Source organism: Micromonospora sp. 050-3 (assembly GCF_046549335.1).
Taxonomy (GTDB): Bacteria; Actinomycetota; Actinomycetes; order Mycobacteriales; family Micromonosporaceae; genus Micromonospora; species Micromonospora trifolii.
In genome coordinates, this window is the sequence record NZ_JAJPVX010000001.1 from 1,496,582 (window position 1) to 1,522,299 (window position 25,718).

General features: G+C 71.8%; 20 protein-coding genes. 15 read left to right on the forward strand and 5 right to left on the reverse strand.

Annotated elements, in window-relative coordinates; translation table 11 throughout:
* The 9 genes from dgoD (at window position 1) to ACLJOK_RS06920 (ending at window position 10,006) form a co-directional block, all read left to right on the forward strand.
* A complete protein-coding gene (gene dgoD / locus ACLJOK_RS06880) occupies window positions 1-1,149 on the forward strand; it encodes a galactonate dehydratase (RefSeq protein WP_410816933.1) in 1,149 nt (382 codons plus the stop codon).
* Between the two features lie 31 nt (window positions 1,150-1,180).
* Entirely contained in the window at window positions 1,181-2,410 is a 1,230-nt protein-coding gene (manD, locus tag ACLJOK_RS06885; protein WP_410816934.1) for a D-mannonate dehydratase ManD, read from the forward strand.
* Complete coding sequence (locus ACLJOK_RS06890; RefSeq protein ID WP_410816936.1) at window positions 2,400-2,990, forward strand: gluconokinase; 591 nt, start codon at window positions 2,400-2,402, stop codon at window positions 2,988-2,990. The genes manD and ACLJOK_RS06890 overlap by 11 nt, the downstream gene beginning before the upstream one ends.
* Window positions 2,991-3,046: 56 nt before the next feature.
* Complete coding sequence (locus ACLJOK_RS06895) at window positions 3,047-4,753, forward strand: ABC transporter transmembrane domain-containing protein (RefSeq protein WP_410816937.1); 1,707 nt, start codon at window positions 3,047-3,049, stop codon at window positions 4,751-4,753.
* The gene (locus ACLJOK_RS06900) at window positions 4,750-6,576 is read left to right on the forward strand and encodes an ABC transporter ATP-binding protein (protein WP_410816938.1); all 1,827 of its coding nucleotides are present in this window, start codon (window positions 4,750-4,752) and stop codon (window positions 6,574-6,576) included. Before ACLJOK_RS06895 ends, ACLJOK_RS06900 begins: the two co-directional genes overlap by 4 nt.
* Window positions 6,577-6,747: 171 nt before the next feature.
* Window positions 6,748-7,326 carry a sigma-70 family RNA polymerase sigma factor gene (locus ACLJOK_RS06905; protein ID WP_410816940.1) on the forward strand — a complete coding sequence of 193 codons (579 nt, stop codon included), beginning with the start codon at window positions 6,748-6,750 and terminating at the stop codon, window positions 7,324-7,326.
* Between the two features lie 105 nt (window positions 7,327-7,431).
* Window positions 7,432-8,319: a peptidoglycan DD-metalloendopeptidase family protein gene (locus tag ACLJOK_RS06910; protein WP_410816942.1), complete on the forward strand. Its 888-nt coding sequence runs from the start codon at window positions 7,432-7,434 to the stop codon at window positions 8,317-8,319.
* A 90-nt stretch (window positions 8,320-8,409) separates the two neighbouring features.
* Complete coding sequence (locus ACLJOK_RS06915; protein WP_410816943.1) at window positions 8,410-9,468, forward strand: threonine aldolase family protein; 1,059 nt, start codon at window positions 8,410-8,412, stop codon at window positions 9,466-9,468.
* Between the two features lie 76 nt (window positions 9,469-9,544).
* Window positions 9,545-10,006, forward strand: coding sequence for a hypothetical protein (locus ACLJOK_RS06920; protein WP_410816944.1), 462 nt, complete (start codon window positions 9,545-9,547; stop codon window positions 10,004-10,006).
* An 83-nt stretch (window positions 10,007-10,089) separates the two neighbouring features.
* Here ACLJOK_RS06920 and ACLJOK_RS06925 read toward each other — a convergent pair whose 3' ends face one another.
* A complete protein-coding gene (locus tag ACLJOK_RS06925; protein WP_410816945.1) occupies window positions 10,090-15,609 on the reverse strand; it encodes a carboxyl transferase domain-containing protein in 5,520 nt (1,839 codons plus the stop codon).
* A 359-nt stretch (window positions 15,610-15,968) separates the two neighbouring features.
* Between ACLJOK_RS06925 and ACLJOK_RS06930 the strand changes: the two genes are divergently transcribed.
* A complete protein-coding gene (locus tag ACLJOK_RS06930; protein WP_410816947.1) occupies window positions 15,969-17,225 on the forward strand; it encodes a phosphodiester glycosidase family protein in 1,257 nt (418 codons plus the stop codon).
* 126 nt (window positions 17,226-17,351) lie between these two features.
* Window positions 17,352-18,449 carry a winged helix DNA-binding domain-containing protein gene (locus ACLJOK_RS06935; protein WP_410816949.1) on the forward strand — a complete coding sequence of 366 codons (1,098 nt, stop codon included), beginning with the start codon at window positions 17,352-17,354 and terminating at the stop codon, window positions 18,447-18,449.
* 37 nt (window positions 18,450-18,486) lie between these two features.
* Here the strand turns inward: ACLJOK_RS06935 and ACLJOK_RS06940 are convergent, their stop codons facing one another.
* On the reverse strand, window positions 18,487-19,560 hold the full coding sequence (locus tag ACLJOK_RS06940) for a hypothetical protein (protein WP_410816951.1): 1,074 nt from the start codon (window positions 19,558-19,560) through the stop codon (window positions 18,487-18,489).
* Between the two features lie 317 nt (window positions 19,561-19,877).
* Between ACLJOK_RS06940 and ACLJOK_RS06945 the strand changes: the two genes are divergently transcribed.
* Window positions 19,878-20,597 (forward strand): cellulose binding domain-containing protein, encoded by a 720-nt coding sequence (locus ACLJOK_RS06945; RefSeq protein WP_410816953.1) that lies wholly within the window; start codon window positions 19,878-19,880, stop codon window positions 20,595-20,597.
* Window positions 20,598-20,652: 55 nt separating this feature from the next.
* On the opposite strand, the gene ACLJOK_RS06950 is transcribed toward ACLJOK_RS06945, so the two are convergent.
* Entirely contained in the window at window positions 20,653-21,450 is a 798-nt protein-coding gene (locus ACLJOK_RS06950) for an SAM-dependent methyltransferase (protein ID WP_410816955.1), read from the reverse strand.
* A gap of 365 nt (window positions 21,451-21,815) precedes the next feature.
* Here ACLJOK_RS06950 and ACLJOK_RS06955 point away from each other — a divergent pair, with 365 nt between their 5' ends.
* Window positions 21,816-22,673 carry a DUF1684 domain-containing protein gene (locus tag ACLJOK_RS06955; protein WP_410816957.1) on the forward strand — a complete coding sequence of 286 codons (858 nt, stop codon included), beginning with the start codon at window positions 21,816-21,818 and terminating at the stop codon, window positions 22,671-22,673.
* 32 nt (window positions 22,674-22,705) lie between these two features.
* On the forward strand, window positions 22,706-23,239 hold the full coding sequence (locus tag ACLJOK_RS06960) for a flavin reductase family protein (protein ID WP_410816959.1): 534 nt from the start codon (window positions 22,706-22,708) through the stop codon (window positions 23,237-23,239).
* A 126-nt stretch (window positions 23,240-23,365) separates the two neighbouring features.
* Here ACLJOK_RS06960 and ACLJOK_RS06965 read toward each other — a convergent pair whose 3' ends face one another.
* Window positions 23,366-23,866 carry a hypothetical protein gene (locus ACLJOK_RS06965; RefSeq protein ID WP_410816961.1) on the reverse strand — a complete coding sequence of 167 codons (501 nt, stop codon included), beginning with the start codon at window positions 23,864-23,866 and terminating at the stop codon, window positions 23,366-23,368.
* A gap of 453 nt (window positions 23,867-24,319) precedes the next feature.
* Here ACLJOK_RS06965 and ACLJOK_RS06970 point away from each other — a divergent pair, with 453 nt between their 5' ends.
* Window positions 24,320-24,481: a hypothetical protein gene (locus ACLJOK_RS06970; RefSeq protein WP_410816963.1), complete on the forward strand. Its 162-nt coding sequence runs from the start codon at window positions 24,320-24,322 to the stop codon at window positions 24,479-24,481.
* Window positions 24,482-24,505: 24 nt separating this feature from the next.
* Here the strand turns inward: ACLJOK_RS06970 and ACLJOK_RS06975 are convergent, their stop codons facing one another.
* Window positions 24,506-25,624: a sulfite oxidase gene (locus tag ACLJOK_RS06975; protein ID WP_410816965.1), complete on the reverse strand. Its 1,119-nt coding sequence runs from the start codon at window positions 25,622-25,624 to the stop codon at window positions 24,506-24,508.
* Between the last annotated feature and the right edge of the window lie 94 nt (window positions 25,625-25,718).

A 25,718-nucleotide genomic window follows, 5' to 3' on the forward strand; every position in this document is an offset into this window, starting at 1 on the left:
ATGACGACGATCGCAACTGTGGAGACCTTCCTGGTCGCGCCCCGCTGGCTGTTCGTCCGGATCGAGACGGAGTCCGGCATCGTCGGCTGGGGCGAGGCGACCTGCGAGGGTCGGTCCGAGACCGTGCGCACTGCCGTCCACCAGCTCAGCGAGCTGCTCACGGGTCGGGACGCGCTGCGCATCGAGGACCACTGGCAGGTGCTGACCAAGGGGTCCTTCTACCGGGGCGGCCCGATCCTGGCCAGCGCGGTGTCCGGTCTGGACCAGGCGCTCTGGGACATCGCCGGCAAGCACTACGGCGCCCCCGTGCACCAACTCCTCGGCGGGCCGGTCCGGGACCGGATCCGGGTCTACGGCTGGGTCGGTGGTGACGAGCCCGCCGAGATCCGCGACCAGATCAGTGCCCGGATCGAGGCGGGCCTGACCGCTGTGAAGATGAACGCGTCCGGGCGGATGGGCGCGCTCGCCTCGGTCGCCGACCTCGACGCGGTCGTGCAACGGGTCGCCGCCGCCCGCGAGGTCCTCGGCGACGACCGCGACGTCGCTGTCGACTTCCACGGTCGGTTCACCCTCGCCAACGTCCGGCGGGTCGCCCCGCTGCTGGAGCCGTACCGGCCGTTCTTCCTGGAAGAGCCGGTGGTGCCGGAGAACTCGCACCTGATCGGTGAAATCGTCCGCTGCACCACCACGCCCATCTCGACGGGGGAGCGGCTCTACAGCCGGCAGGAGTTCCTGCCCGTGTTGCAGGCCGGCATCGCCGTGGCCCAGCCGGACCTCGCGCACGCCGGCGGCATCACCGAGGTTCGCAAGATCGCCACGTTGGCCGAGGTGTACGACGTGCAGCTCGCCCCGCACTGCCCGCTCGGACCGATCGCCCTCGCCGCCTGCCTCCAGGTCGGCTTCGCCACACCCAACTTCCTGATCCAGGAGCAGAGCATCGGCATCCACTACAACCAGGGTGCCGAGGTGCTCGACTACTGCCTCGACCAGACCCCGCTGACCTTCGTCGACGGGTACGTGCAGCGGTTGACCGCGCCCGGCCTCGGCATCGAGATCGATGAACACGCAGTGCGGACCGCGGACAAGCGCGGGCACGCCTGGCGCAGCCCGACCTGGCGGCACCCCGACGGCTCCTACGCGGAGTGGTGAGACCCCGACCGGCAAGAACGAAAGGCACCCCGTGAAGATCGTCGCAGCAGACATCATCGTGACCAGCCCCGACCGGAACTTCGTCACCCTCAAGATCACAACTGATGAGGGCATCACCGGTCTGGGCGACGCCACGCTCAACGGCCGCGAGCTCTCCGTCGCCTCGTACCTGCGCGACCACGTCGCCCCACTGCTGATGGGACGGGACCCGCACCGGATCGAGGACACCTGGCAGTTCCTGTACCGGTCGGCGTACTGGCGGCGCGGCCCGGTCACCATGGCGGCCATCGCCGCTGTGGACGTCGCGCTGTGGGACGTCAAGGCCAAGGCCGCCGGCATGCCGCTGTACCAACTGCTGGGCGGAGCGTCGCGCACCGGCATCATGGCGTACGGGCACGCGTCGGGGCGCGACATCCCCGAGCTGTTCGACTCGATCCGCCGCCACCTCGACGAGGGCTTCCGGTCGATCCGGGTGCAGACCGCGGTGCCCGGAATCAACGCGGTCTACGGCGTGGCCGCGCAGCCCAGCGCCACCGGCCAGCGCTACGACTACGAGCCCGCGCAGCGCACCCCGTTGCCCGCCGAGGAGGACTGGGACACCCGCGCGTACCTGCGCCACCTACCGTCGGTCTTCGAGGCGGTGCGCGGCGAGTTCGGCCCGGAGTTGCCGCTGCTGCACGACGGTCACCACCGGATGACCCCGATCCAGGCCGCCAAGCTCGGCAAGGCCCTCGAACCGTACGACCTGTTCTGGCTGGAGGACTGCACCCCGGCCGAGAACCAGGAGGCGCTGCGGCTGGTCCGCCAGCACACCACCACCCCGCTGGCCATCGGTGAGGTCTTCAACACGGTCTGGGACTACCAGACCCTGATCCGGGAGCAGCTGATCGACTACGTCCGGTCCGCTGTCACCCACACCGGCGGCATCACCGCGATGCGCAAGCTGCTCGACTTCGCCGCCCAGTACCAGATCAAGTCCGGCATCCACGGCCCCACCGACATCTCCCCGGTGGGCATGGCCGCGGCGCTGCACCTGGACCTGGCCATCCACAACTTCGGGATCCAGGAGTACATGAAGCACACCCCGCTGGCCAACGAGGTGTTCCGGCAGTCGTTCACCTTCACCGACGGCTACCTGCACCCGGGTGACCAACCGGGGCTCGGGGTGGAGCTCGACGAGGAGGCGGCGGCCCGGTTCCCGTACGAGCCGGCGTACCTGCCGTTCAACCGGCTCAAGGACGGCACGGTCCATGACTGGTGAGCGGCGCGGTGCCCGGCCCACCCGGCACGTCGTGGTGATGGGCGTCTCCGGGGCCGGCAAGACCACAGTGGCCCGCGGGATCGGCGCGGCGACCGGGCTGACGTTCGCCGAGGCGGACGAGTTCCACTCCCCGCAGAACGTGGCGCGGATGCGCTCCGGCGTACCGCTGGACGACACCACCCGGTGGCCCTGGCTGCGGGACATCGCCCTGTGGATCGCCGATCGCGGCGCGGAGGGCCGCTCGACGGTGCTGGCCTGCTCGGCGTTGAAGCGGTCGTACCGGGACGTGCTTCGCCAGGGCCCGCTCCGTGTGGACTTCGTGCACCTGGACGGCCCGGCGGAGGTCATCCGAGCCCGACTGGCCCGGCGCGAGGGGCACTACATGCCGGCCACTCTGCTGGAGTCGCAGCTCGCCACGCTGGAACCGGCCGAGCCGGACGAGTCGGTGCTCGTACTCGATGTCTCGATGCCCCCGGAAGCCCTGGTCGCGGCGGCCGTCAAGGGTCTCGGTCTGCCCGCTTCGGTACCGGTGGGGGAGCACCGGGACCGCGCGTCCAACCCCACTTCGGAGGCATGTTAGGTTAGCCTGCCCTAATCATCAGTGGAGTCCTTCGCCGTGCCCTCATCGATCCGAGCATGACAGTCGCCGAGACCACCGGTGGTGTGGTGCTCCGTCGCGCGCTGCGTCGACAGCGATCCCGGGTGGCCGCCGGCATCGCGCTGCTCTGCACCCACCAGGCCACCGAAGCCCTCGTCCCGGTGGCCATCGGCGTGGTCATCGACCGTGCGGTGGCCACCGGGGACGTCCGCGCCCTGCTGCTCTCGCTGGCCGGTCTGGCCGCCCTGTTCACAGTGCTCGCCTTCGCCTACCGGGCCGGCGCGCGACTGGCGTTCGCCGCCGTCGAACACGAGGCGCACGCCACCCGGGTCGAGATCGTCCGCAGCGCCCTCGACCCGCGTGGACGCCGGTCGGGCATGCGCGACGGCGAACTGCTGTCCGTGACGGCCTCCGACGCCGAGCTGTCCGCGCTCGTCGTGCGGGTCGCGGGACTCACCGCCGCGGCGCTCACCGCCATCGTGGTCGCGGCCGTCGCGCTGCTCGTCGTCGACGTTCCCCTCGGCCTCGGGGTGCTCATCGGCGTACCCCTGCTGGTCGTCGCCCTCCAGCGGATGGCGCCGCTGCTCACCCGGCGCAGCACGTCGCAGCAGGAGGCGCTCGCCGCCACGACCGCCCTCGCCGTCGACCTCGTCTCCGGCCTGCGCGTGCTGCGCGGCATCGGCGCACAGGACCACGCCGCCCGCCGGTACGCGGGAGCCAGCCGCCACGCGCTCGACGTCACCCTGCGCGCCGCCACCACCAAGGGTCTGCACCTCGGGCTCACCACCACTGTCAACGGTCTCTTCCTCGCCACGGTCGCCGGATTCGCCGGTTGGCTCGCGCTGCAGGGCCGGCTCACCATCGGCGAGCTCGTCGCCGTGGTCGGGCTGGCCCAGTTCATCGCCGAGCCGGTGCAGACGCTCGGGTACTGCGTCCAGTTGTTCGCCATGGCCCGAGCCTCCGCGGGGCGGGTCGCCCGGGTCCTCGGCGCCGCCCCGGTCGTCCAGCCCGGTGACGCCGGCCCGCCCGCCCCGAGCCCGTCCCGGCTCGCCCTCGACGGGGTCTCGTACGCGGGCCTCGACGACGTCAGCCTGCGCGTCCGCGCCGGTGAGATCCTGGGCGTGCTCGCCTACGACCCGAGCGAGGCCGAGGCGCTGGTCGCGCTGCTGGCCGGCCGGGTGCCCCGCGGGGACCACCGGGGGACGCTCCGCGTCGACGGCGTGCCCGCCGACGAACTGCACATCGACGCCGCGCGCGCCGTGGTCCTGGTCGAGCAGCATGACGTGGCGCTGTTCGAGGGGACGCTGCGCGCCAACCTCAGCGCCGGCGCCTCCGTCGACGACGAGGTGCTGCGTGCCGCCGTGCGGGCTGCCGCCGCCGAGGACGTGCTCGCCGCGCACCCGCACGGGTTCGACCGCCTGCTCACCGAACGCGGGGCAAACCTCTCCGGTGGGCAGCGGCAGCGGATCGGGCTCGCGAGGGCGCTCGTCGCCGACCCGCCGGTGCTGGTGCTGCACAACCCCACCACGGCGGTCGACGCGGTGACCGAAGGGTTGCTCGCCACGAGACTGGCCGAGGCTCGCGGGGTGGGACCCCGCGGCACGCTGCTGATCACCACCAGCCCGGCGCTGCTGCGGATCACCGACCGGGTCGCGGTGATCGACCGGGGACGGGTCGTCGCCGAGGGTCCGCACGAGCGGTTGCTCGCCGGCGACGCCCGCTACCGGGAGGAAACCCTGCGATGACGTCCGAGCCGATCACCCGGCACCTGCTGCCGACGGCCACCGGCCGGCAGACCTGGGCCGCCCTCCGTACCGAGCTGGCCCTCCTGCCGGGGCTCAGCGCCGTCGCCGGCACGTTGCTCGTCGTCGCCGCCGCGACCGGGCTGGTCGCCCCCTGGGTGCTCGGTCGCCTCGTCGACGACGTGATCGCCGGGACCGACACACCTCGGGTGGTGGCCTGGGCCGGCGTGATCGCGGGCGCCGCCGTGCTCGCGGGACTCCTCACCGCGGCCGGAGCGGCGGTCGCCGCGCGCCTCGGCGAGACCGTGCTGGCCCGACTCCGGGAGCGGGTCCTCGACCGCGCCCTGCACCTGCCGTCGGCCACCCTGGAGCGGGCCGGGACCGGGGACCTGGTGGCCCGTGCCGGCGACGACGTGGCAGTGGTGACGAACGTGATCGCCACCAGTGGCCCGGCCTTCCTCGGCGCCCTGCTGTCCGTCGTGCTGACCGCGGCGGGGCTCTTCGTCCTCGACTGGCGGCTCGGCATCGCCGGGTTGGTCGCGGCCCCGGCGTACGCGGTGGCGCTGCGCTGGTACCTCAAGCGGTCGGTGCCGTACTACGCCCGCGAGCGGGTGGCGACGGGCGAGCGCGCGCAGGCGACGGCCGAGGCGCTGCGGGGCGCCGCCACAGTGCGCGCCTACCGGATGGAGGACGCCCACGTCGCGCGGATCGCGGAGCGCTCCGGCGTCGCCCGTGACCTGTCGCTGGAGATCTTCGGCCTCTACACCCGCTTCGGGCTGCGCATCAACCGCTCGGAGTTCGTGGGGCTCGCCGCCGTGCTGCTCGCCGGGTTCCTGCTGGTACGCGGCGACCTGGCCACCGTCGGCGCCGCCACCACGGCCGCGCTCTACTTCCACCGCCTCTTCAACCCCATCGGCCTGCTGCTGTTCGAGTCGGACTCGGTGTTGCAGGCCGGGGCCAGCCTGGCCCGACTCGTCGGGGTCACCACCCTGCCGGACACCGCGGCCCCCGACGGCACCGAGCCCGCCCGCCACGATCGGGGCGTACCGGCGGCACTGGAGGTGACCGTCGGGCAGCACCGCTACGACGACGGGCCGGTGGTGCTGCGGGACGTCGCCCTGCGTCTCGCCCCCGGGGAGCGCGTCGCCCTGGTCGGTGCGAGCGGCGCGGGCAAGAGCACCCTCGCCGGCATCATCGCCGGCATCATCGCGCCCACCGACGGTGCGGTGACCCTGCGCGGCGTGCCGCTGGCCCAGCTCGGCGAGCACCGCCTCCGTCGGGAGATCGCTCTGATCAGCCAGGAGGTGCACGTCTTCGCCGGGCCGCTCGCGGACGACCTGCGTCTCGCCGACCCGGACGCCACCGACGCCGAGATCGCCACCGCCCTCGACCTCGTCGGCGCCAGCGAGTGGGTGCGGACCCTGCCGGAGGGCCTCGCCACCGCGGTGGGGGAGGGTGGGCGGCAGCTCACCTCGGCCCAGGCCCAGCAGCTCGCGCTGGCCCGCCTCATCCTCGCCGATCCGGCCGTCGCGGTCCTCGACGAGGCCACCGCCGAGGCGGGCAGCGCGGGCGCGCGCGACCTCGACCGCGCCGCCGTGGCGGCCACCGAGGGGCGTACCACGTTGATCGTCGCCCACCGACTCAGCCAGGCGGCCACCGCGGACCGCATCGTCGTCCTCGACCAGGGGCGCGTCGCCGAGCACGGTACGCACGCCGAGTTGCTCAGGACCGGGGGCGGGTACAGCCAGCTGTGGCGCTCGTGGAGCATGCCCGACCCCGTGGTCCCGAGGGAACGCGAGAGCGCGGACCAGCCCGTCCCAAGCTGAGCGGCCCTCGGTTCCCGTCACCTCGGACAGCCGCGAGATCAGTCGAACGTGGGAACGCCGGGAACTTTTCCGGACCGGCCGGCGACCACCAGAGTGCGCGGCCGACCGGCGGCGTTCCGACGGCGGCATCTCGGCATGAAGGAGCGCCCGTGGCACACAGGACGGTGGTCTGTGCGGAACGGCGTCGCTGACGACGACCAGGTCACCCGGTGGGCGCGGGAGGCGGGCCAGGGTGACCGGCAGGCCGCCACGGCGTTCATCCGGGCACTACAGGACCAGGTCTGGCGGTTCCTGTCGCACCTGGCCGGGCCGGGGGAGGCGGACGACCTGACCCAGGAGACGTTCCTGCGGGCGATTCGCAACCTGCCCGGCTTCGCCGGCCGCTCGTCGGCGCGTACCTGGGTGTTCACCATCGCCCGGCGCGTCGCCGTGGATCACGTCCGGACGGCGGTGGCCCGGCCGAGGATGGCTGCGGTGCCGGACTGGCAGGCCGCGGCCGAGGCCGCCGGTGCGATCACCGCCGGTGCCGACGAGGGCGTGACCCTGCACCAGTTGATCGCCGGACTGACCCGGGACCGCCGTGAGGCGTTCGTCGCCACCCAGGTGCTCGGCCTGTCCTACGCCGAGGCGGCGGACGTCTGCCAGTGCCCCGTCGGCACGATCCGTTCCCGGGTCGCCCGGGCGCGCGAGGATCTCGTCGCCGCCTGGCAGGCCGACACCGACCCGAGCCACAAGCGACGAACCGGCTGAGGGTGGTTCCACCATCACCGTGCGGCGTTCCGACATTGATCAAAGCAACTTCGGAGGGCTACCCTCGGTGGTCCATGGTCCTCTGCGTCCGTACGGAGACTGGTGATGAAACACGACCATCTGCCTGCCTGCTGCGGCGACGAGGGGGAGCAGCCGCGGACGGGGTTGAGCCGCCGCAGGCTGTTGCGCGGCACCGTGTCGGCCAGTGGCGCCCTCGCCGTCGGCGCTGTCATCGGTTTGCCGGGGATCGCCCGTGCCGCGCCCGCCATCTACAACCCGTTCGCTGGCTACCCGATCACCGGAAGCTGGCAGGACCACCTCAACCGCGGCTCGTTGGGCGGCATCGACTTCGCGATGGGCGTCGGGACGAACCTGCCGGCCTGCGGTGCCGGCACGATCCAGAACATCCCGAACAACGGTACGGGCGGCCACACGGTGACGATCCAGCACGCGGACGGCTACCGCAGCCAGTACCTGCACCTGTCGCAGTTCCTGCTGGCCAACGGCACAGCCGTCGGTGCCGGCGCGATCGTGGGCCGCTCGGGTGGCGCGGCTGGCGCCCCCGGTTCCGGTAGCTCGACGGGGCCCCACGTGCACTGGCACATGATCAACCCCAGCGGTGTACGCATCAACCCGCTGACTTACGTCAACCAGAACCCGGGTGGCGGTGGCCTGCCGAAGACGTCCACCGAGCAGGACGGCATCCCCGGCACCATCTTCTACCAACGCATGCAGAACTGGCTGCGGATCACCTCCGGCTACACCGGCCCGATCGACGGCGCGCCCGGTGTGCGGACCTATGCCGCGTTGCAACAGGCCATGCGCGGCTACGGCTACACCGGCCCGCTCGACGGCGTGCCGGGAGCGAACACGTGGATGGCGGTCCAGCGCCTCGCCTCGGGGTGGGGCTACACCGGCCCGATCGACGGGGTGATGGGGCCGAACTCGTGGCGGGGTTTCGCCCGGTTCCTCAACCAGGACCGGTGGAACTGACGGTTCACCTGTGGGCGTAGCCTGTCCGGTAGGCCTGGCCGGACACCCCGCCGCCGCAGGCTCGGCCCAGCCGGATTGGATGCTCCCGCGATGGTCGTGCGACGTTCCCTCTTCCTGCACTCGGACCTGCGCCGTCGGCCGCACGGCATGCTGCGGTCGATGCTGGCCCAGGTCGATCCCGACACGCCACCGCATGGGCCGGACGGGTCGGTGGCTGTGCTGGAGCGGCGCATGGCATCCCTGCTCGGCAAGGACGAAGCGCTGTTCTTCCCGTCCGGAACGATGACACAGCAGGTCGCCCTGCGGGTGCACGCCGACCGACGTGGCCGCCCGGCTTTCGCCGCCCATCCGCAGAGCCATCTGGAGGTCTGGGAGCACCGGGGGTACAGCGTCGTGCACGGCCTGCGCTGCCATCCGGCCGGCGACCGGCACCGCTTGATGACCCTGGCCGATCTGTCGACCGTCGCCGAGCCGCTCGCGGCGGTCGTCTGGGAGTTGCCCCAACGTGACATCGGCGGCCTGTTGCCGGAGTGGGACGACCTCGCTGCGCAGACCGCGGCAATGCGCCGTCGAGGTGCCGCCACCCATCTCGACGGGGCGCGCCTGTGGGAGGCCCAGACGTACTACCAGCGGCCGTTCGCCGAGATCGTCGCGCTGTTCGACACCGCGTACGTCTCGTTCTACAAGGGGCTACAGGGCACCGGAGGTGCCGTGCTCGCCGGGGAGGCCGATTTCCTCGCCGAGGCCCGGGTGTGGCGCCGACGGCTCGGCGGCGACGTGTACGACGCGTGGCCGCTGGCGCTCACCGCACTGCACGGCCTGGACACCCTGCTGCCCCGGCTGCCGGCACACCGCGAGCACGCGGTGGCGATCGCGGCGGCCATCAACGCCGACGGGGTCGCCCGTGCCTTCCCGGACCCACCACAGACGCCCCTGTTCCACGTCCACCTTCCCGTCGGCCCGGACGCCGCGATGCGGGCCGCCGACGCGTTGCTCGCCGCCGACGGGGTGGAGTTGTTCGGCCGGGTCCGGTCCGCGCCGGATCCGGACCGGTGCTCGTTCGAAGTCAGCGTCGGTGAGAACGCCATGGACCTCGCCCCGGACGAGGTCGTCACGTTCATCCGCGAGCTGCTGCGACACGCCACCTGACCCGAGGGCGGCGGGCGGCATCCCTGCTCGGTCAACGGGATGGACGGGGCGTACCGGGCTTCCTAAGATCACGCCGGTGAACACCGAACCGCTTTACGTCGCCGGCGTAGCTGGCCCGATCGTCGTCGCCACCAAGGCACTCTTCGGACACCCTGCCGTCACCGTCGGCGGCGTGCCGGCCCCCAGGAAGGGCAGACGCTACGCGTTGCCGGCGGTGGACGGTGGTGTCGTCCAAGCCACGGTCCGCAACGTTCTCGCCGACCCTTACCCGACCGTGGAGGTCAACGGTGTCAAGCACCGGACCGGGCCCTCCATGCCGATCTTCCTGCGCATCCTGGCTATGCTGCCGATCCTGCTGTTGACCGTCGGCGGTCTCCTGGGCGCGCTGGTCGGGGCGTTGGGCGTCTGGGCGAACCTGACAGTTGCCCGCACCCGGATGACAACCGCCGTCAAGGCGCTCGCCATGGTCGGTATCGGTCTCGGCACCGTCGTCGTCTGGCTCGCCGTCGCCGTCGCGCTGAACGTGGCGCTCAGCTAGACCGCCAAGCACCTCACCCTCATACGGTCAGCACCACCGGTCGACGACCGGTGGTGCTGACGTGGTGTGGCGTACGGGCCGCGCTAGCCCAGGCGGGCCTCGATGGTCTCGATGATGCGCGGACGCAGCTCGGCGGCGCGGATGACGGCGTCCACCGAGCCGACCTCGACGGCGCGGTGGATGTTGTGCACCCGGTCGAACTCCGCGGCCACCTCGCTGAGTTTTTCCGCGCGCACCGACGAGCGCAGCTCGTCGAGCTCCGCTGTCAACGCGGCGCGTTCGGTGCCAGCCGAGGCGGCGGTGCGGGCCTCGAGGTCCCGCACCCGCGGGTCGGCCGCGGTACGGGCGGTGACGTCGGCGGAGAACACCACAGCGGCGGCGGGTGCGCCACCGAGCACCGAGGCGAACGACCCCTCCAGCGCCAGCACCGTCATGTTCGGGTTCAGCGCCTTCGAGAACACCACGAACGCACCGCCGTGGTAGCGCGAGATCACGCAGAAGACGATGGGCCCCCGGAAGTTCACGATCGCCCGGCCAATCTCGGCGCCGTACTCCAGTTGCAGCTTGCGCATCGACTCCGGTGAGCCGTCGAAGCCGGACAGGTTCGCCAGCACGACGAGCGGCCGGTTACCGCTGGCCGCGTTGATCGCCCGCGCGGCCTTCTTCGACGAGCGGGGGAACAGCGTGCCCGCCGTGTAGGTGTCCGGACCGTCGGTGGGCGGGAAGCCGTGCCGTGGCACCGACCGGGACTCGATGCCGAGCAGGCAGACCGGGATGCCACCGAGGTGGACGTCCTGCACGACAGCGGTGTCCGCGTCCGCCATGCCGGCCCAGCGCTCCAGCACCGGATGGTCCTGGTCGGAGAGGGCCCGCATCACAGTGCGGATGTCGAACGGCTTCTTGCGGTCCGGGTTGGACTCGACGGAGAAGATCTCCCCGACGGTGGCGAAGGCGCTGCCCGCCACGTCGTGCGGGAAGGCGGAGATGTCACGGTCGGCGGGGTCGGTGGTGACCGCCCGCCGGGGCGCGTCCTCGCCGGGCGCGACGTACGTGTGGTCGTAGTGCGCCATCACCACGTCCCGTGCGGCCGTCAGGTTCGGCGCCCAGTACTGCGCCTGCCCGTTCGGCCCCATCACCCGGTCGTAGCCGCCGATGCCGAAGTTGTCCTCAGCCGACACGCCGCCGGAGAAGTCGAGCGACTGCTTGCCGGTGAGCACCATCGCCGAGTCGGGCGTCATCACCAGGATGCCCTTGGTGTGCATGAGCATCGTCGCCTCGGCGTTCCAGTACGGCTGCGCGCCGACGTTGATGCCCGCGACCACGATGTTGATCTCACCGCCGGCCTGGGTGAACTCGACGATCCGCTTGAGCGCCGCGGCGACCCAGTCCATGTTCTCCGTACCGGAGGTCATCGAGATCCGGGCCCCGGCGGACAGCGCCCACCACTCCAGCGGCACCTGCATCCGCTCGGCCAGGTCAAGTGCGGCGATCACGCGCCGGCACTCCGGCTCCGACAGGGCGCCCAGCGACTTGGTCGGGTCGCCGAGCAGCACCACCCGGGTGACACCCTGGGGGTAGCGCTCGGTCGGCGTCGTGACCACTCCGGCGACGATGGCGGCGCTGTTTCGCCCCTTCGGCCGGTCCACCGGTACTAGCGACGGAGCGCAGTCGGAGCCGGTTTCGGGCGGAGACGAGCACCGTCCATCCTGCACGGCGTGGTCGTCGTCGAGGTCGTGCTCGACGAAGTCGCCGAGCCGGCCGGTCAGCTCGTACGGGTACACGGTGTTGCGGCTGCTGGCCCGCAGCACCTTGAGCCGGTACTCGTCGAGCGGCTCGATCGGCTCGACCGGCGGCTCTCCGACGGCCAGCTCGGCGCCGCCCGCGGCGTCGAACGAGATCCGTACGGCGATCTTGGTCAGCTCGCCGGTCCGGCGGTCGCGCTGGCGCGCGATGAACAGGATCTCCTCCAGGCCGGCGCCCGCTGTCGTCGGGCGGACCCGCCCGGCGATCATCTCCATCTCCTCGCGGGTCAGCTCGCTCGGCGGCCACACGTAGACCACGATGCGGTTGGTGTTGAAGCGCGTCTTCGACGGCCGCCGCGACTGGGCGCGGCGGATCGAGTCGAGGCAGGCGGCGATGGCGTCCTCGGTCGTCGGCAGCGCGACCAGGCGGCCGTCCTGCTCGCGAAGCTCGGTGAGGTCACGCACCTGCGCGAACGCGACGAGGCGCTCGTCGGCCCGGTTCTCCCGGGCCACGCACTGGAAGAGGTAGACCTCCTCGTCCGACGACGGCAGCCGGGTCAGGTCGAACTTGTGCAGCCGCTCCAGCTGCATCCGCTGCGCGATGTACGGGTGCAGCCCACGGATCAGCCGGTCCTCGGTCAACTGGGTGCCCGACGGGCGGAAGGTGAAATGGTGGTGCATCACCGCACCGCCGCGACCCGCGACGGTGGTGGTGACCCGACGGACCTGGGGCGGCAGCGGGTGCGCGGCGATGACCTCGGCCAGCGCGGCCGCCATCGCGTCGAAGTCCTCCGGCTGGTTCTCCCAGCCGAGGTAGATGTCGGCGTCCACGGCGTCCTCGCCGGTGGCCAGCTCGGCCAGCCCCCGCAGGGCGCTGCCCAGCGCGTCGAAGCTGACCGCGGCGGAGACCACGCTCGAGTCGGCGCGCTCGGCGACCACGAACGTGCAGTCCGCGACCTCGCGGGTACGCACGCTGGTGAGCGACCGGTTGCCGTAGTAGCGCCGGGTCAGCACCTCCAACATGACCGCGTTGTCGAGGTGGTCGCGGACGAGTCGCTGGCCGAGCAGCCGAACCAGCGGCTCGGTGCTGCGTACCATCTCGGCGACGCGCTCGGCGCGGTCCGGCGCGTCCGGGTGCGCGTCGAGGTGCCGCAGGTGCCCACGGACCTCGGCGTAGACGCGGGCGCGGTTGCGGCGCAGCAGCGGCTGTGCGAACCAGGCGAACACCACGCCGCGGGCGAGGTCCGCGACCACGGGGAAGCGGACCTGCGTCGCGGCGATCAGCCGCTCCAGCGCGAGGCCGGCCGGCTCGCGCAGCGTCTCGTCCGGCGGGGTCTCCCGCAGCCAGGCGCGCAGCAGCGCCGCGATGACCTGCGCGTCCGCGGAGGCGCGCTGCTGGGCGAGGAAGATCCGGAAGACGGCGGCTTCGAGGGCGGGGGTGCGGTCCAGGTCGGTGACGCCGTAGCGGCCGAGTGCCTTGCCGAGCCTGGTCTGGAAGGCGTCCGGCAGCCCGGCCCGTTCGACGTCGAGGCTTTGCAGGTAGGTGTGGAAGTACTCCCGGGCGCTGTGCACGTGCGCGGCGCCGCCGTCCTCGCCCGTCGGCCGGTTGCGGCTCAGTTCGGCGAGATCGGCGAACACCTCGATGAGGTCGAGTTCGGCGGCCAGGGGCCGCTGACCGGCCTCGGTGGCCGCGCGCCGCGCCGTGAGGTAGCCGTCGAGCACCCGTCGGTCGTCGTGCGGGTCGACGTCGAAGCCGAGCAGCAGACCCCGCAGGTCCTCCTGACCGCGCCTGGTGCGCTCGTCCGCCGGGATGTCCGCGGTGGCGCTGGGCAGGTCCAGTTCGACGGTCTCGGCGCTCGGGTCGTCAGTGGTCTCCTCGGCGTCGTCCGCGAGCGGCTCCAGGCGCAGCAGCGGCGCGCCCGCCTCCACCTGGCTGCCCACCGAGACGGCGCACTCCTTGAGCCGCGCCTTGAACGGCGCCCGCAGCACCGTCTCCATCTTCATCGCTTCCAGCACCAGCACCGGAGCGCCCGCCTCGACCTCCGCGCCGACCTCCAGGGGCGTGGCGACGACCAACGCGGGCATCGGGGAGCGCAGGACGCCACCCTCGTCCCGGCTGACCCGGTGCGTCACGCCGTCCACCTCGACCAGGTGGGTCGGCCCGTACGTGCCGGTGAGCAGGCGGTAGCGGATGCCGTTGACGACGATCTGACCGGTGTGCCGGTCGAAGCGGTCGAGCTCGACGTCCGCGGTACGCACGACGGGGCCGGTCTCGATGCCGACCCGGAACCGGTGCGCGCCGACCCGCGCCACCCGGGTGCGGTAATCGATGCCACGCAGCTTGAGGTCCAACGGTCGGCCGCTGGCGTGCTGCACCTGCGGGCGCCCGCCGGCCGCCGTCGACAGCAGCCGCTGCCGCTCGACGCGCTCCTCCTCCTCGTACGCCTCGATGGCGGCGGCGGCCAGGGCGACAGCGGAGTGGCGGTGGGTGACGAGGCGGCCCTCGCCGCGGACGCGGTCGATCCAGCCGGTGTCCGCGCTGGCGTCGATCACCTCGGGCTGGTCGAGCAGGTCGAGCACGAAGCTCTTGTTCGTCGCCCCACCCTCGATGATCACCGTGGTGTTCGCCATCGCCCGGCGCAGCTTGCCGAGCGCCTCGTCGCGGTCGCGGCCGTACGCGATGATCTTCGCGATCATCGAGTCGAAGTCGGCCGGGATGGTGTCACCCTCGCTGACGCCGGTGTCCACCCGGATGCCGGGGCCGCTGGGCAGGTCCAGCCGGGCGATGCGGCCGGGCGACGGGGCGAAGTCGCGGTCGGGGTCCTCGGCGTTGAGCCGCGCCTCGATGGCGTGCCCGCGCTCGGCCGGCGGCGCGCCTTCGAGCCGCCCGCCGGCGGCAACGTGCAGCTGCGCCTTGACCAGGTCGAACCCGGTGGTCAGCTCGGTGATCGGGTGCTCGACCTGGAGGCGGGTGTTGACCTCGAGGAACGCGAACAACCGGTCCCCGGGGTGGTAGAGGAACTCGACTGTCGCGGCGCCTCGGTAACCGACAGCCACGGCCAGCCGCTCGGCCGACGTCTTCAGCTCGGCGGCCTGCGCCGGGTCGAGCACCGGCGACGCCGACTCCTCGATGACCTTCTGGTTGCGCCGCTGCACCGAGCAGTCGCGGACGCCGAGCGCCCACGCGGTGCCCTGTCCGTCGGCGATCACCTGGACCTCCACGTGCCGAGCCCCGGTGACCAGGCGCTCCAGGAACACGATGCCGCTGCCGAACGCCCGTGCCGCCTCCTGGCTGGTGCGCTCGTACGCGTCGACCAGCTCGGCCTCGTTTCTGATCACGCGGATGCCGCGACCGCCGCCGCCGGCGGTCGCCTTCAGCATCAGCGGGTAGCCGACCTCGGCCGCCGAGGCACGTGCCGCGTCCAGGGTTTCGACGGCACCGCGGCTCCACGGCGCGACCGGCACGCCGACCTTCTCGGCGATCAGCTTCGAGCCGATCTTGTCGCCGAGTTGGCGCATGGCGTCCGGGCTCGGCCCGACGAAGGTGACGCCGATCTTCTCGCACAGCTCGGCGAACGCCGGATCCTCGGCGACGAAGCCCCAGCCGACCCACGCGGCGTCGGCCCCGGTCTCGGTCAGGGCGCGCTCCAGCACCGCCAGGTTGAGGTACGGGCGGGCGGACGCCGGGCCGAGATCGTAGGCGATGTCTGCTTCGCGGACGAATGTGGCGTTGCGGTCGACATCGGTGTAGAGAGCCACGGTTTCGAGCTGGATGCCGGTCTCCGCGGCCAGCTCGCGGACCGCGTGGATGAGCCGCATGGCGGCTTCACCACGGTTGACGATGGCGACACGGTTGAACACCCGAAAGACCCCTTAGCTAGACCTCGACCTGCGTACCGGAAGACGACGGCCTCCCAGCAGTGATCACCTTTCCGCGTGGCGGCGGCCAGCGCTATGGCGCAACCACCGAACCCACCGTCCCTCAGTTGTAGGAAGTGCACAAAACTTTTTGGCACCCCGGGGACCGCGCCGACCTCCACCGACCCGATCCGGCCGCTCCGGCAGTTGATCAAGGGGGCGCGGGCGGTTCACGTCCGCAGCCACCCGTGTTCACCCCCGGGTGATCGGCTGACCAGGAAGATCATCGCCGGTCCGGTCAACCGCCGGCCCGGCTCGACCATCCCGGCCCAGGCCAGGAACGCACCAGGAAAGGAGCGGCAATGAGGTCACCGCACCTCGTACGCCCACGTCTGGCGCTGCTGCTCGCGGCGGGGCTGACCGCGCTCGTCACGCCGGCCGGCATCGCCCACGCCGCGACCGCCACGGTACCCGCGACGGACACCCCGATCACCATCACCTCGACCGAGCAGCTCGCCCCGGGCGTCACGTACGGCTCGTTCGAGGTGACCACGCCCCGGGGCGTCACCGTCGGTTACCTGCTCACCGCCGACCTGAAGAAGAACAAGGTCTCCCTCGACCTGCTGCACCCCGACGCGGTGGCGCAGCGCACTGTCGTCTCGGCGATGACGAACGAGCAGGGTGCCGTAGCCGGCGTCAACGGCGACTTCTTCAACAACAGTGAGACGCACGCCGGGGTCACCCCGACCTACTCGTCGTCCGGTCCGGAGATCGCCGACGGCGAGGAGTTGAAGTTCGCGGTGCCCACCGCGCAGCGTTTCGGCCCCGGCCTGGCCCCCGGCACCTCGACTCGCGACGTGTTCGGCGTGGGCGTGAACGGCAAGGCACGCGTCGACACCCTGAGCCTGGACGGCGAGGTGCGCAGCAGGAAGGGCACTATCGCGCTGGGCGGCCTCAACCAGTACGCGCTCCCGGTCGACGGCGTCGGCCTGTTCACCGCCGACTGGGGGACCGCCTCCCGGGTCCGGTCCACCTGTGGCACCGACACGAGCCGCAGCGACCCGTGCAGCACCCACACCTACGAGGTGACCGTAAGCGACGGTGTGGTGACAGCGGTCGGCGCGACGCCCGGTGCGGGCGCGATCCCGTCCGACACCCAGGTGCTGGTCGGCCGGGAGGGCGGCGCGGACGCGCTCGACGACCTCGTCGTCGGTGACCGGGTGCAGGTGCGCGAGAAGCTCGTCTCCGCCGGCAAGCCGAAGCTGACCTTCGCGGTCGGTGGCGCCCCGATCCTGCGCGACGGCGCGCCGTTGACCGGTCTGGACACCAAGACCGCCGCGGTACGCAGCGCGGCCGGTGTCAGCCCCGACGGCCGGACCGTCTACCTGGTCGCCCTGGCCGGCCGTGCCCCGGCCAGCGCCGGGTTCACGATCGCCGAGCTGGCCGACCTGATGCGCTCGCTCGGCGCGGACGCCGCCGTGAGCCTCGACGGCGGCGGTTCGAGCACGGTCGCCGTCCGCGAGCCGGGCCAGGCCGCGGCCACCGCCCGCAACAGCCCATCCGACGGTACGGAGCGTTTGGTCGCCAACGGCATCGGCATCTTCGTGGGCAAGCACTGATCGGTCCACCTGCGCGAATTCGCCCCGCCCGGTGCCGCCGGACGGGGCGAATTCGCGTACCCGAGACGGTCGGGCACGCCGACTGTCGGCCCCGGGTCAGATAATCACGCCGACCGAAGGGACCCGATGACCGTTCTCGACACCCGGGCGCTCAACCGCGCGACACTCGCCCGGCAGTTGCTGCTCGACCGCGCCGACCTGCCGGCGCTCGACGCCGTCGCCCACCTCGGTGGCCTGCAGGCCCAGGAGCCGCAGGAGCCGTTCATCGGGCTGTGGTCGCGGCTGCGCGCGTTCGACCCGACGGTGTTCTCGACCCTGCTGACCCAGCGACACGTGGTGCGTACCCACCTCATGCGCCGCACCGTCCACCTGCTCGTCGCCGACGACGTCGTGGCCTGGCGCCCCCGTCACGACGCCATGCTGCGCCAGCGCGTGCTCGGGGTCTACCGCGGCGAGCTCGACGGGGTGGACCTCGACGATCTCGCCGCTGCCGCGCGGGCTGTGGTGTCCGACGGTGAGCCCCGCTCGATGCCCGAGATCGGGCGGGCGCTCGGCGAGCGGTGGCCGACGGCGGGGGTGCAGGCGCTGGGCGAAATGGCGATCGCGCTGCTCCCGATGACACAGCTACCGCCGCGCGGGGTGTGGCGGGCGAAGGGGGGCGTGCGCTACGTCCTGCTCTCCGCGTGGCTCGACCGGGAGATCGCGCCGCCGACCGCGGCGGGTGATGATCCGGTCGGCCAGCAGCTCGTACGCCGCTATCTGGCCGCGTTCGGCCCGGCGGCCACGGCCGACCTGCGGGCCTGGTGCGGCCTCGCCGGGCTGCCGGCCGCGGTGACCGCCCTGCGCGACGAGTTGGTGACCTTCCGAGACGAGCGTGGCCGGAAGCTGGTCGACCTCCCCGACGCGCCACGCCCCGATCCGGAGACACCCGCCCCGGTGCGGTTCCTGCCGGCGTTCGACAACGCGATCCTCGGCTATGACGACCGCAGCCGGATCATCGACGACGCCCACCGTGGCCTGTCGGTGGCCGGTGAGCGGGTGGTGCTCGTCGACGGCCGGGTCGCGGCGACCTGGAGCGTCGAGTCGGGCACGGTGACCGTCAACCCACTGCGCGGCTTCTCCCGGGCTGACCGGGCCGCCGTGACCGAGCAGGGGCAGGCCCTGGCGTCCTTCCTCTCCGACAACGAGAGCGACCGGGTGCGGGTGGGTTCGTCTCCCCGGTGACGGACCAGGACGGTCCGACCCCGGGGAGACGCAGAGATCAGTCGACGGTCGGCGGAGCCGTCCTCGCCGCCTCGGCGAGCGCCGCCGCCGCGCCGGCGTACGGGTTGTAGCTGTAGGTGCGGGCCAGGCCGGCCGGCACTGTGAAGTACGCGGCCGACAGTTTCGCCGGGTCGCTGGCGATCTCGCCCCGCGCGGGGGTGTCGTTGCCGTCGTCCCAGCCCCAGGGCGCGTTGGCCGAGTTGGTCGAACAGCTCCAGGTGCCGACGCCGCAGTCACCGGACGTGTCACCGGCGAACGTGCCCAGGCTGGCGAAGAGGCTCGTGTTGGACCGCTGCGCCCACAGGCCGCCGGAGGCGAAGATGTCGATCAGTTGATACCGCACGTCGCGGTCGTTGCTGCTGCTCGGCGTCTCGGCGACTGTCGACGGGTAGTAGACCAGGCCGTCGCCGTTGATGTCGTACTGCGGGTGTGCCTTGAGGCCGTGGCCCTGCGCCTCCTGGGCCGTCACCGGGTGCTGGAACGTGTCGTGCGGTGACGCCTGGAACCGCAGGGTGCCGTCGATGCTCTCCCCGCCGCTGGTCCAGGTGCTGCCTATCGGTGTGTAGGAAAAGAAGTCACTGTGCGCGACCGTGACGGCCGAGCGGAGAACACCGTACGTGGAGCCGTCGCGCTCGATCGCGAACAGCGCGCCCTCACCGTCGTTCTCGTGTTCGGTCTCGAAGAACGGGTGGTCGGTCCAGTCGCGGGGGTGGAAGAAGAAGTACGTGATGTACCAGTGGGTGCTCGTCTCCACGACGGAGTAGTAGACGTGTGCGGCGAGTGTGGTGCCTGCCTGGCCAGCCCGGTCCCAGTTGTCGCGTCCGTCCAGGTCGCCGTCGAAGTCGACACGGGTGAGGTAGTCCGACTGACCGCTCAGGGCGTGGCTGCCGGTGGCGTCGACGTCCTGGTAGTGGATGGGTGCCCAGCGGAGGGCCAGCTCGGCCCGGCTGACGGCGGCGTCGGCGGGGGTTGGCGCGGCCAGCGCGGCGGCCACCAGCATTGCCGCCGTGCCGGCCGCGATCAGTGCCCGCACTCCCCGGCGTCGCCGGGTCGTGGTGCTTGCGTCGATCATGCTGTTGCTCCCGTGTCCGAGTGAATAGACCGTCATGGATCATTCTCGGTGCGAGCGCCCGGCGGGTGTCCCTGCGGCGACGAAGAGGCGGACGATGTTCGACGGAATCGGGATCGGGTTGTATCGATTCCTCTCGACTGCCATGCTGTGGTTCGGTCGTGCTCGGGGAGCCAGCGCGCACCAGCTTTCCTCCGGTCCACGGGGCGCACGCGGTGACCAGGTCGCCCGTGCCGGGCAGCCCTCGTCGTCGACCGGAACCCGAGCGCGGCACCGGCTATCACCTCAGCCATCGGTGCCCGGCAACTACGGAGGTACCGATGCTTCGCATGTTCCTCGCCGTCACCACCATGGCGTTGGCCACCTGGACCGGGACGACGACCACCGCCGCCGAAGCGACGCCCACGCCAACGCCGTCGCCGACCCTCACCTGCCCGCCGGCTCTGCCGATCACCGCGAGCGTCGCCAGCGTCACCACCACGAGCGTGACCATCTCGTACTCGATCTTCTTCCGGCCGCCCTGCGGCTACGACCCGCCGATGACCATCACCCTCTTTGCCAGCCGCGAGGACGCCCAGCAGTGGCGGACGCCGGTGGCCGAGGCCGTCTCCGGGCCGGAGCGCAGCGGCACTGTGACAATCGGTGGTCTCACGCCTGACACGGAATACTGGTACCGGTTCAGCGACCCCGACGGCAAGCGCGACCCATACATGATCTGGCCGGCCCGCACCGCCTCGCTGACCTCGTGCCGCGCGACGGCCACGATCGATGCCCGCTGGGGCAGCGGCTTCGTCGCGACGGTCACGGTTCGCAACACCGGAACGCTGCCGCTGGACCGGTGGCGCGTCTCCTGGCGGTGGTCCGGTGACGAGCGGGTCCAGGCGGCCTGGGGTGGAGTGGCCGAGACGGCCGGCGCGGACGTCACCGTCACCAACGCCTCCTACAACGGGACGCTGGCGCTGGACGGGACGACGACGTTCGGTCTGCTCGTGACGACCAGCGCGGTGCCCGACGGCCTGACCCTGGGGTGCGCGCGGTGAACGACGTCCGCCCCGCTCCGGCGCGATGGCGGGGGCGGGGCGGACGTCGTGTCGGTCAGGGCTTGCGGGCCACCGCGCCGTAGGCGTCGATCCCGACGGCGTCGGGCTCCTCCGGTCGCCACAGCGGGATCGGCACCAGGCCCGGCTCCACCATCGCCAGCCCGTCGAAGCAGCTCTCGAGCTCCTCCGGGCTGCGCAGGATGTACGGAACTCCGCCGCTCTGCGCCAGCCGGTCGGCACCCGAGACCACCGCCGGGCTGGTGTTGGTGCCGTCCCAGAACACCAGGTGGGAGCCGGACGGCACGGCGTCCATCGTGCGTCCGACGATCGAGCGCACCACGTCCAGGTCGGGCTCGTAGCCCATCACGCCCATGTACATCACGGCGATCGGCTGGTCGAAGTCGAGCGTCTGCGCCGCCTCGGCGAGGATCTTCTCCGGGTCGTGGTAGTCGGCCGGGACGTAGGTGGTGACACCCTCCGACGTCGTGCTGGCCAGCAGTGCCCGCGCGTGCACCAGCACCATCGGGTCGTTGTCCACGTAGACGATCCGCGAGTCGGGCGCGACGCCCTGAGCGACCGCGTGCGTGTTCTGCATGGTGGGCAGGCCGGTGCCGATGTCCAGGAACTGCCGGATGCCCGCCTCGGCCGCGAGGTAGCGCACGGCCCGCACCAGGAACACGCGCGACTGCTGCGCCATCAGGACGATCTCCGGGTAGACCTCGGCGACGGCGTCGCCGGCCGCCCGGTCGGACTGGAAGTTGTCCTTGCCGCCCATCCAGTAGTTCCAGATCCGTGCCGCGTGCGGCACGTCGGGCTGAAGCTTCGCGGCGAGTTCGGGGTCCGGGCCGGCCATGCCTGGCTCCTATCGAGGGGTCGTCAGCTGGAGGTCACCACAGCGGTACGCCCGGGATCGTACTCCGGCAATGTCCACTCTCGACGCAGGGTCGGTGGTCGGGCGGCGCTTCACCCGACCCGGGGGCTTGAAATCCTACCTCGGTGGTAGGAAAATGGACCCCATGCCCCCCGTTCGGATGTTCACCTCCCGCCGGGTCGTCGACCTGATGCGGGTCGCCGCGCAGCTCTGTCCGGGCGCGCCCACCCCTGCCTGAACGGGGCTTTCCAGCCCTCGCCTGCCCGTGTTCGCCGCTGGCCCCGCCGCGTGCGACCGGTATCCCGGCACCCCGCCAGCGCGGAGGTGCACCCCGTCGAGGAGAACCTGTGACGATCAACGACGCCCCAACACCCGCCGCCGCGGACCCCCGGCTCCAGTTCGACGAGGAGTGGCGGCAGTGGCACCGACGCCACGAGGAGGCTCGGGCCGACCCGCACGGCTTCCTCGCCGTGACAGGTCTGCACTGGCTCACCTCGGCGCCGCAGCGATTTCCTGACGTCCCGGGGGAGTGGCACACCGGGGAGGGCGGTCCGGTGGTGGCTCTCGACGCTGACGAGGTGCTCGTCGTCGACGACCGGCCGATTCGAGGCCGGCACGAGTTCGGGCCGATCGCCGAGCGCGGCGGCGTCACAGTCGGCATCGACGGTGGGGTGCTGGAGGTGGCCCGCCGGGGTGGGCACGACATCCTCCGCCCCCGGCGCCCGGATCACCCATTCCGCGTCGCCTACCGGGGCACCCCCACCTATCCGCCCAGCCACCGATGGGTCCTGAGCGGCCGCTTCGTGCCGTTCGACACCCCTCGGCCGACCACTGTCGGCGCGGCCGTGAAGGGGCTCAAGCACGTTTACGACGCCCCCGGTCAGATCGAGTTCGCCGTCGACGGGGTGCCGCTGGCCCTGACCGCGTTCAACGGGCATGCGCCCGGAAGCCTGTTGGTGCTGTTCACCGACACCACCTCCGGCGTCACCACCTATCCGGCCAACCGGTCCCTGGCGGTCGGCGCCCCCGACGAGCAGGGCCGGGTCGCCGTCGACTTCAACCGGGCCACCAACCTGCCGTGCGCGTACACCGACTTCGCGACCTGCCCGTTGCCCCCGGCGGAGAACCGGCTGCCGATCGCCGTCGAGGCCGGCGAGAAGACCCCGTACGAGCGGCGGGCGGACACTCCCGCCGACCGTTCGTAGGCCCAGCGGACCAGACCCTCGGGAGGATCGCCATGACCCAGTCCACCGACGCCCCGATCGACGCCGACAGCGACACGCTGCGGACGTTGCTGCGCCACCAGGCCAGCACCGTCACTGTGGTCACCGCTCCCGGATCGCCGGCGGTCGGCTTCACCGCCACCTCGTTCACCTCGGTGTCGCTGGCGCCGCCGATCGTCTCGTTCTGTCTGAATCTCGGGTCGTCGAGCTGGCCCGCTGTCGCCCGTGCCCGCCACGTGGCCGTGCACCTGCTCGCCCACCACCAACAGGAGTTGGCCCGGACCTTCGCGACCAGCGGCGTCGACCGGTTCGCGACACCCACCCGCTGGCGGGCCGGCCCGGAGGGGGTGCCGATCCTCGACGACACCCTGGCCTGGCTCCTCTGCCGGGTCGTCGACCGGGTGACAGTCGGCGACCACGCCGTGGTGCTGGCCGAGCCGGAGGTGCTCCGGCACGCCGACGTCGGTTCGCCCCTGCTTTACCACCGGGGGCGCTACGCCGGGCTGGCCGGCGATCAGCCCGCGGTGTCCCGCCGTCCCGCCGCCTGACCGGTGGGGTCACTCGCCCGAGCCGCGATCAGAGACACCACAACGTCTGGCCGCGCGAGAGGGGCGTGACGCAGCAGGGAACGGCGTGCGCGGTCCGAGCAACCGAAGCGCGCACGCCGATCGGGTCTACGTGAGCCAGGTGTTTCGTCGCACGAGTGGGATCGCTGCCCACCGGATACCGAACCCCAGCGTGGTTCCGGCACCGAGCAGGGCCAGGACGGCCATGACTGCGGCGTAGACGAGGTGATCGTCCATGAACGGGTTGCTGTCCGGCGGCAGGACGGCGGTCCACATCATGACGGTCAGCAGTCCGCCCGCGGCCGCGGCGATACGCATGCCGATGCCGAGGAGTAGCGCTACGCCGATGCCGAGTAGGGCTGCCATGAACAGCACGTCGACAGCGACGTTGCCGGCGATCGAGTGGTAGAAGCCGGCGAACGGGCCGGCTGCGGCCTTGCCGAGGAACCCGGCAGTGGGGCTGCCACCGTCCAGCCAGGAATTGGCGGCGGCAGTGCCCCGCCCCAAGCCGAACAGTTTGTCGAGGAATGCCCAGAGGAAGACCCAACCCAGCGCCAGGCGGATGCCGGCGAGGAGGTACCGCGTCGCGGTGGCCGTGCGCCCGGTCACCGAGAAGGCGTTGTCCCGTACGACGCTGGGCCCGGGTTGGTGCCTTGCGCCGTGTCTCGGCCGTTCTGCGGTGATCGACGGAGGGGATTCGTGGTCTTGGGCGATGTTGACCATCGCACTCACATACCTTCAGGTGTTCATGACGCATGTTCCGCGGCGCGTCCAGCGCGTCAACGGATCGTTCGGAGATCGGCTCCTGCCTACTCAGGGCGGCAACCGTGCTCCCGGATGAGCTTCGACGCCCTGTGCGGACACATCTGCCTGAGCAGGATCTGTGTCTGGCGGGTAGGTCGGCGGCGGCGACGGGCTCATCGGCCACCGGGGGCCCGGGCGACGCCTCTCACCGTACGCGGATTTCGTAGGGCCCGCAGAACTGCGAAAGCGTCCGGGACGGGTGGGGCGCCACCACCGCTGCAGTGGACCGACGACGATCGCGAGCTGGTCGCCGACCGGGTGGACACCCAGTTCGTCGGATCGCCGGGGACGGTGGCCGAGCGGCTGCGCACCCTGCGGGACGTCACCGCCACCGACGAGCTGCTCGTCACCACCATCACCCACGACCACACCGATCGCGTCAGCTCCTACGAGCTGCTCGCCAAGGAGTGGAACGGCTGACCCCGGCTGGAACGGCGGTGGCGGTCAGTAGACCGTCACCGGGTGCTGGACGACACCGTCGAACAGGTAGCCGAGAGCATTGGTGCGGGCCTGGTCCGGCTGGCTCGCCCCGGTGACGTCGGTGGCCCGAGCCCGCACTGTGAACCGGCCGGGCCGTGGCGGACGCCAGAGCGTCGTCCAGCGCTGCCAGACGCCGCCCTCGTCGTCGGGGTGGAGGTCGGCGGGTTGCCAGGTCGCCCCGTCGTCGGTGCTGATGTCGACAGCGCGGATCGGGCCGTTGCCGGACCACGACCGGCCGGCGATCATCAGCTGCTCGCCGCTCGGGACGCGGACGTCCCACGGCAGCTCGAAGGCGCTCTTGACCACCGGGGTGGTCACTAGTCGGCCGTCGACCGGATGGCCGGGCCCGAACATCCGGTAGAACCGGGTGTTCCACGCTGAGGAGAGGGGTGTCGCGGAGACCTCGATCGGGCCGACCCACTTGATGGAGGCGACGCCGATCCAGCCCGGCACCACCACCCGCACCGGGAAACCGTGGTCGACCGGCAGCGTCTCCCCGTTCATCTCGTACGCCAGCAGCACGTCGTCGAGGGCCTTGGCGATCGGGATCGGGCGGCGCACCCGGCCGAGATTCACCCCGCCGGTCACGAAGTCCGGGTCCAGACCTTCGGGCTGCACGTCCACCGCGTCGTCGGTCAGGCCGGCGTGACGCAGGACTGTCGACAGCCGTACGCCGCGCCAGCGCGCCACCCCCACCCCGCCGAGACCCCACGGCACCCCCGGCGTCGGGTGGGTCTGCTGGGAGGCGAAGAAGCGCCGGCCGTTGCCCGCGCACTCCAGCAGAACCGCGGTCTCCTCGGCGGGCATGGCCCGCAGGTCGCCGTAGTCGAACTCGACCGCGTCGTCCCGGCTCGGCGCGCCCCGCAGGCCGGTGCCGAACAGGCGCAGACGCCAGGTGTCCACGTCCAGCAGCGGACTGCGGGTGTGGTTGCGCACGAAGAACCGGTCGGTGGGGACGGCGAAGCCCTGCGAGGCCATGGCCTCCCACCGCATCTCGGCGTTACCGTCGCGGAGGGTGAGCAGTCGAGGGGACAGCGGCTTGGCGATCGTCGCGTCGGCGCGTGACGGGAGGGAAAGTGTCATTCGGATCCTCCCTGCGGACAGTCTGTTGGCAAGTCCTATTGAATCAATAGGACTTGCGGCCTGACCAGTCAGGCTCCGACCTCGGAGCGTCGCG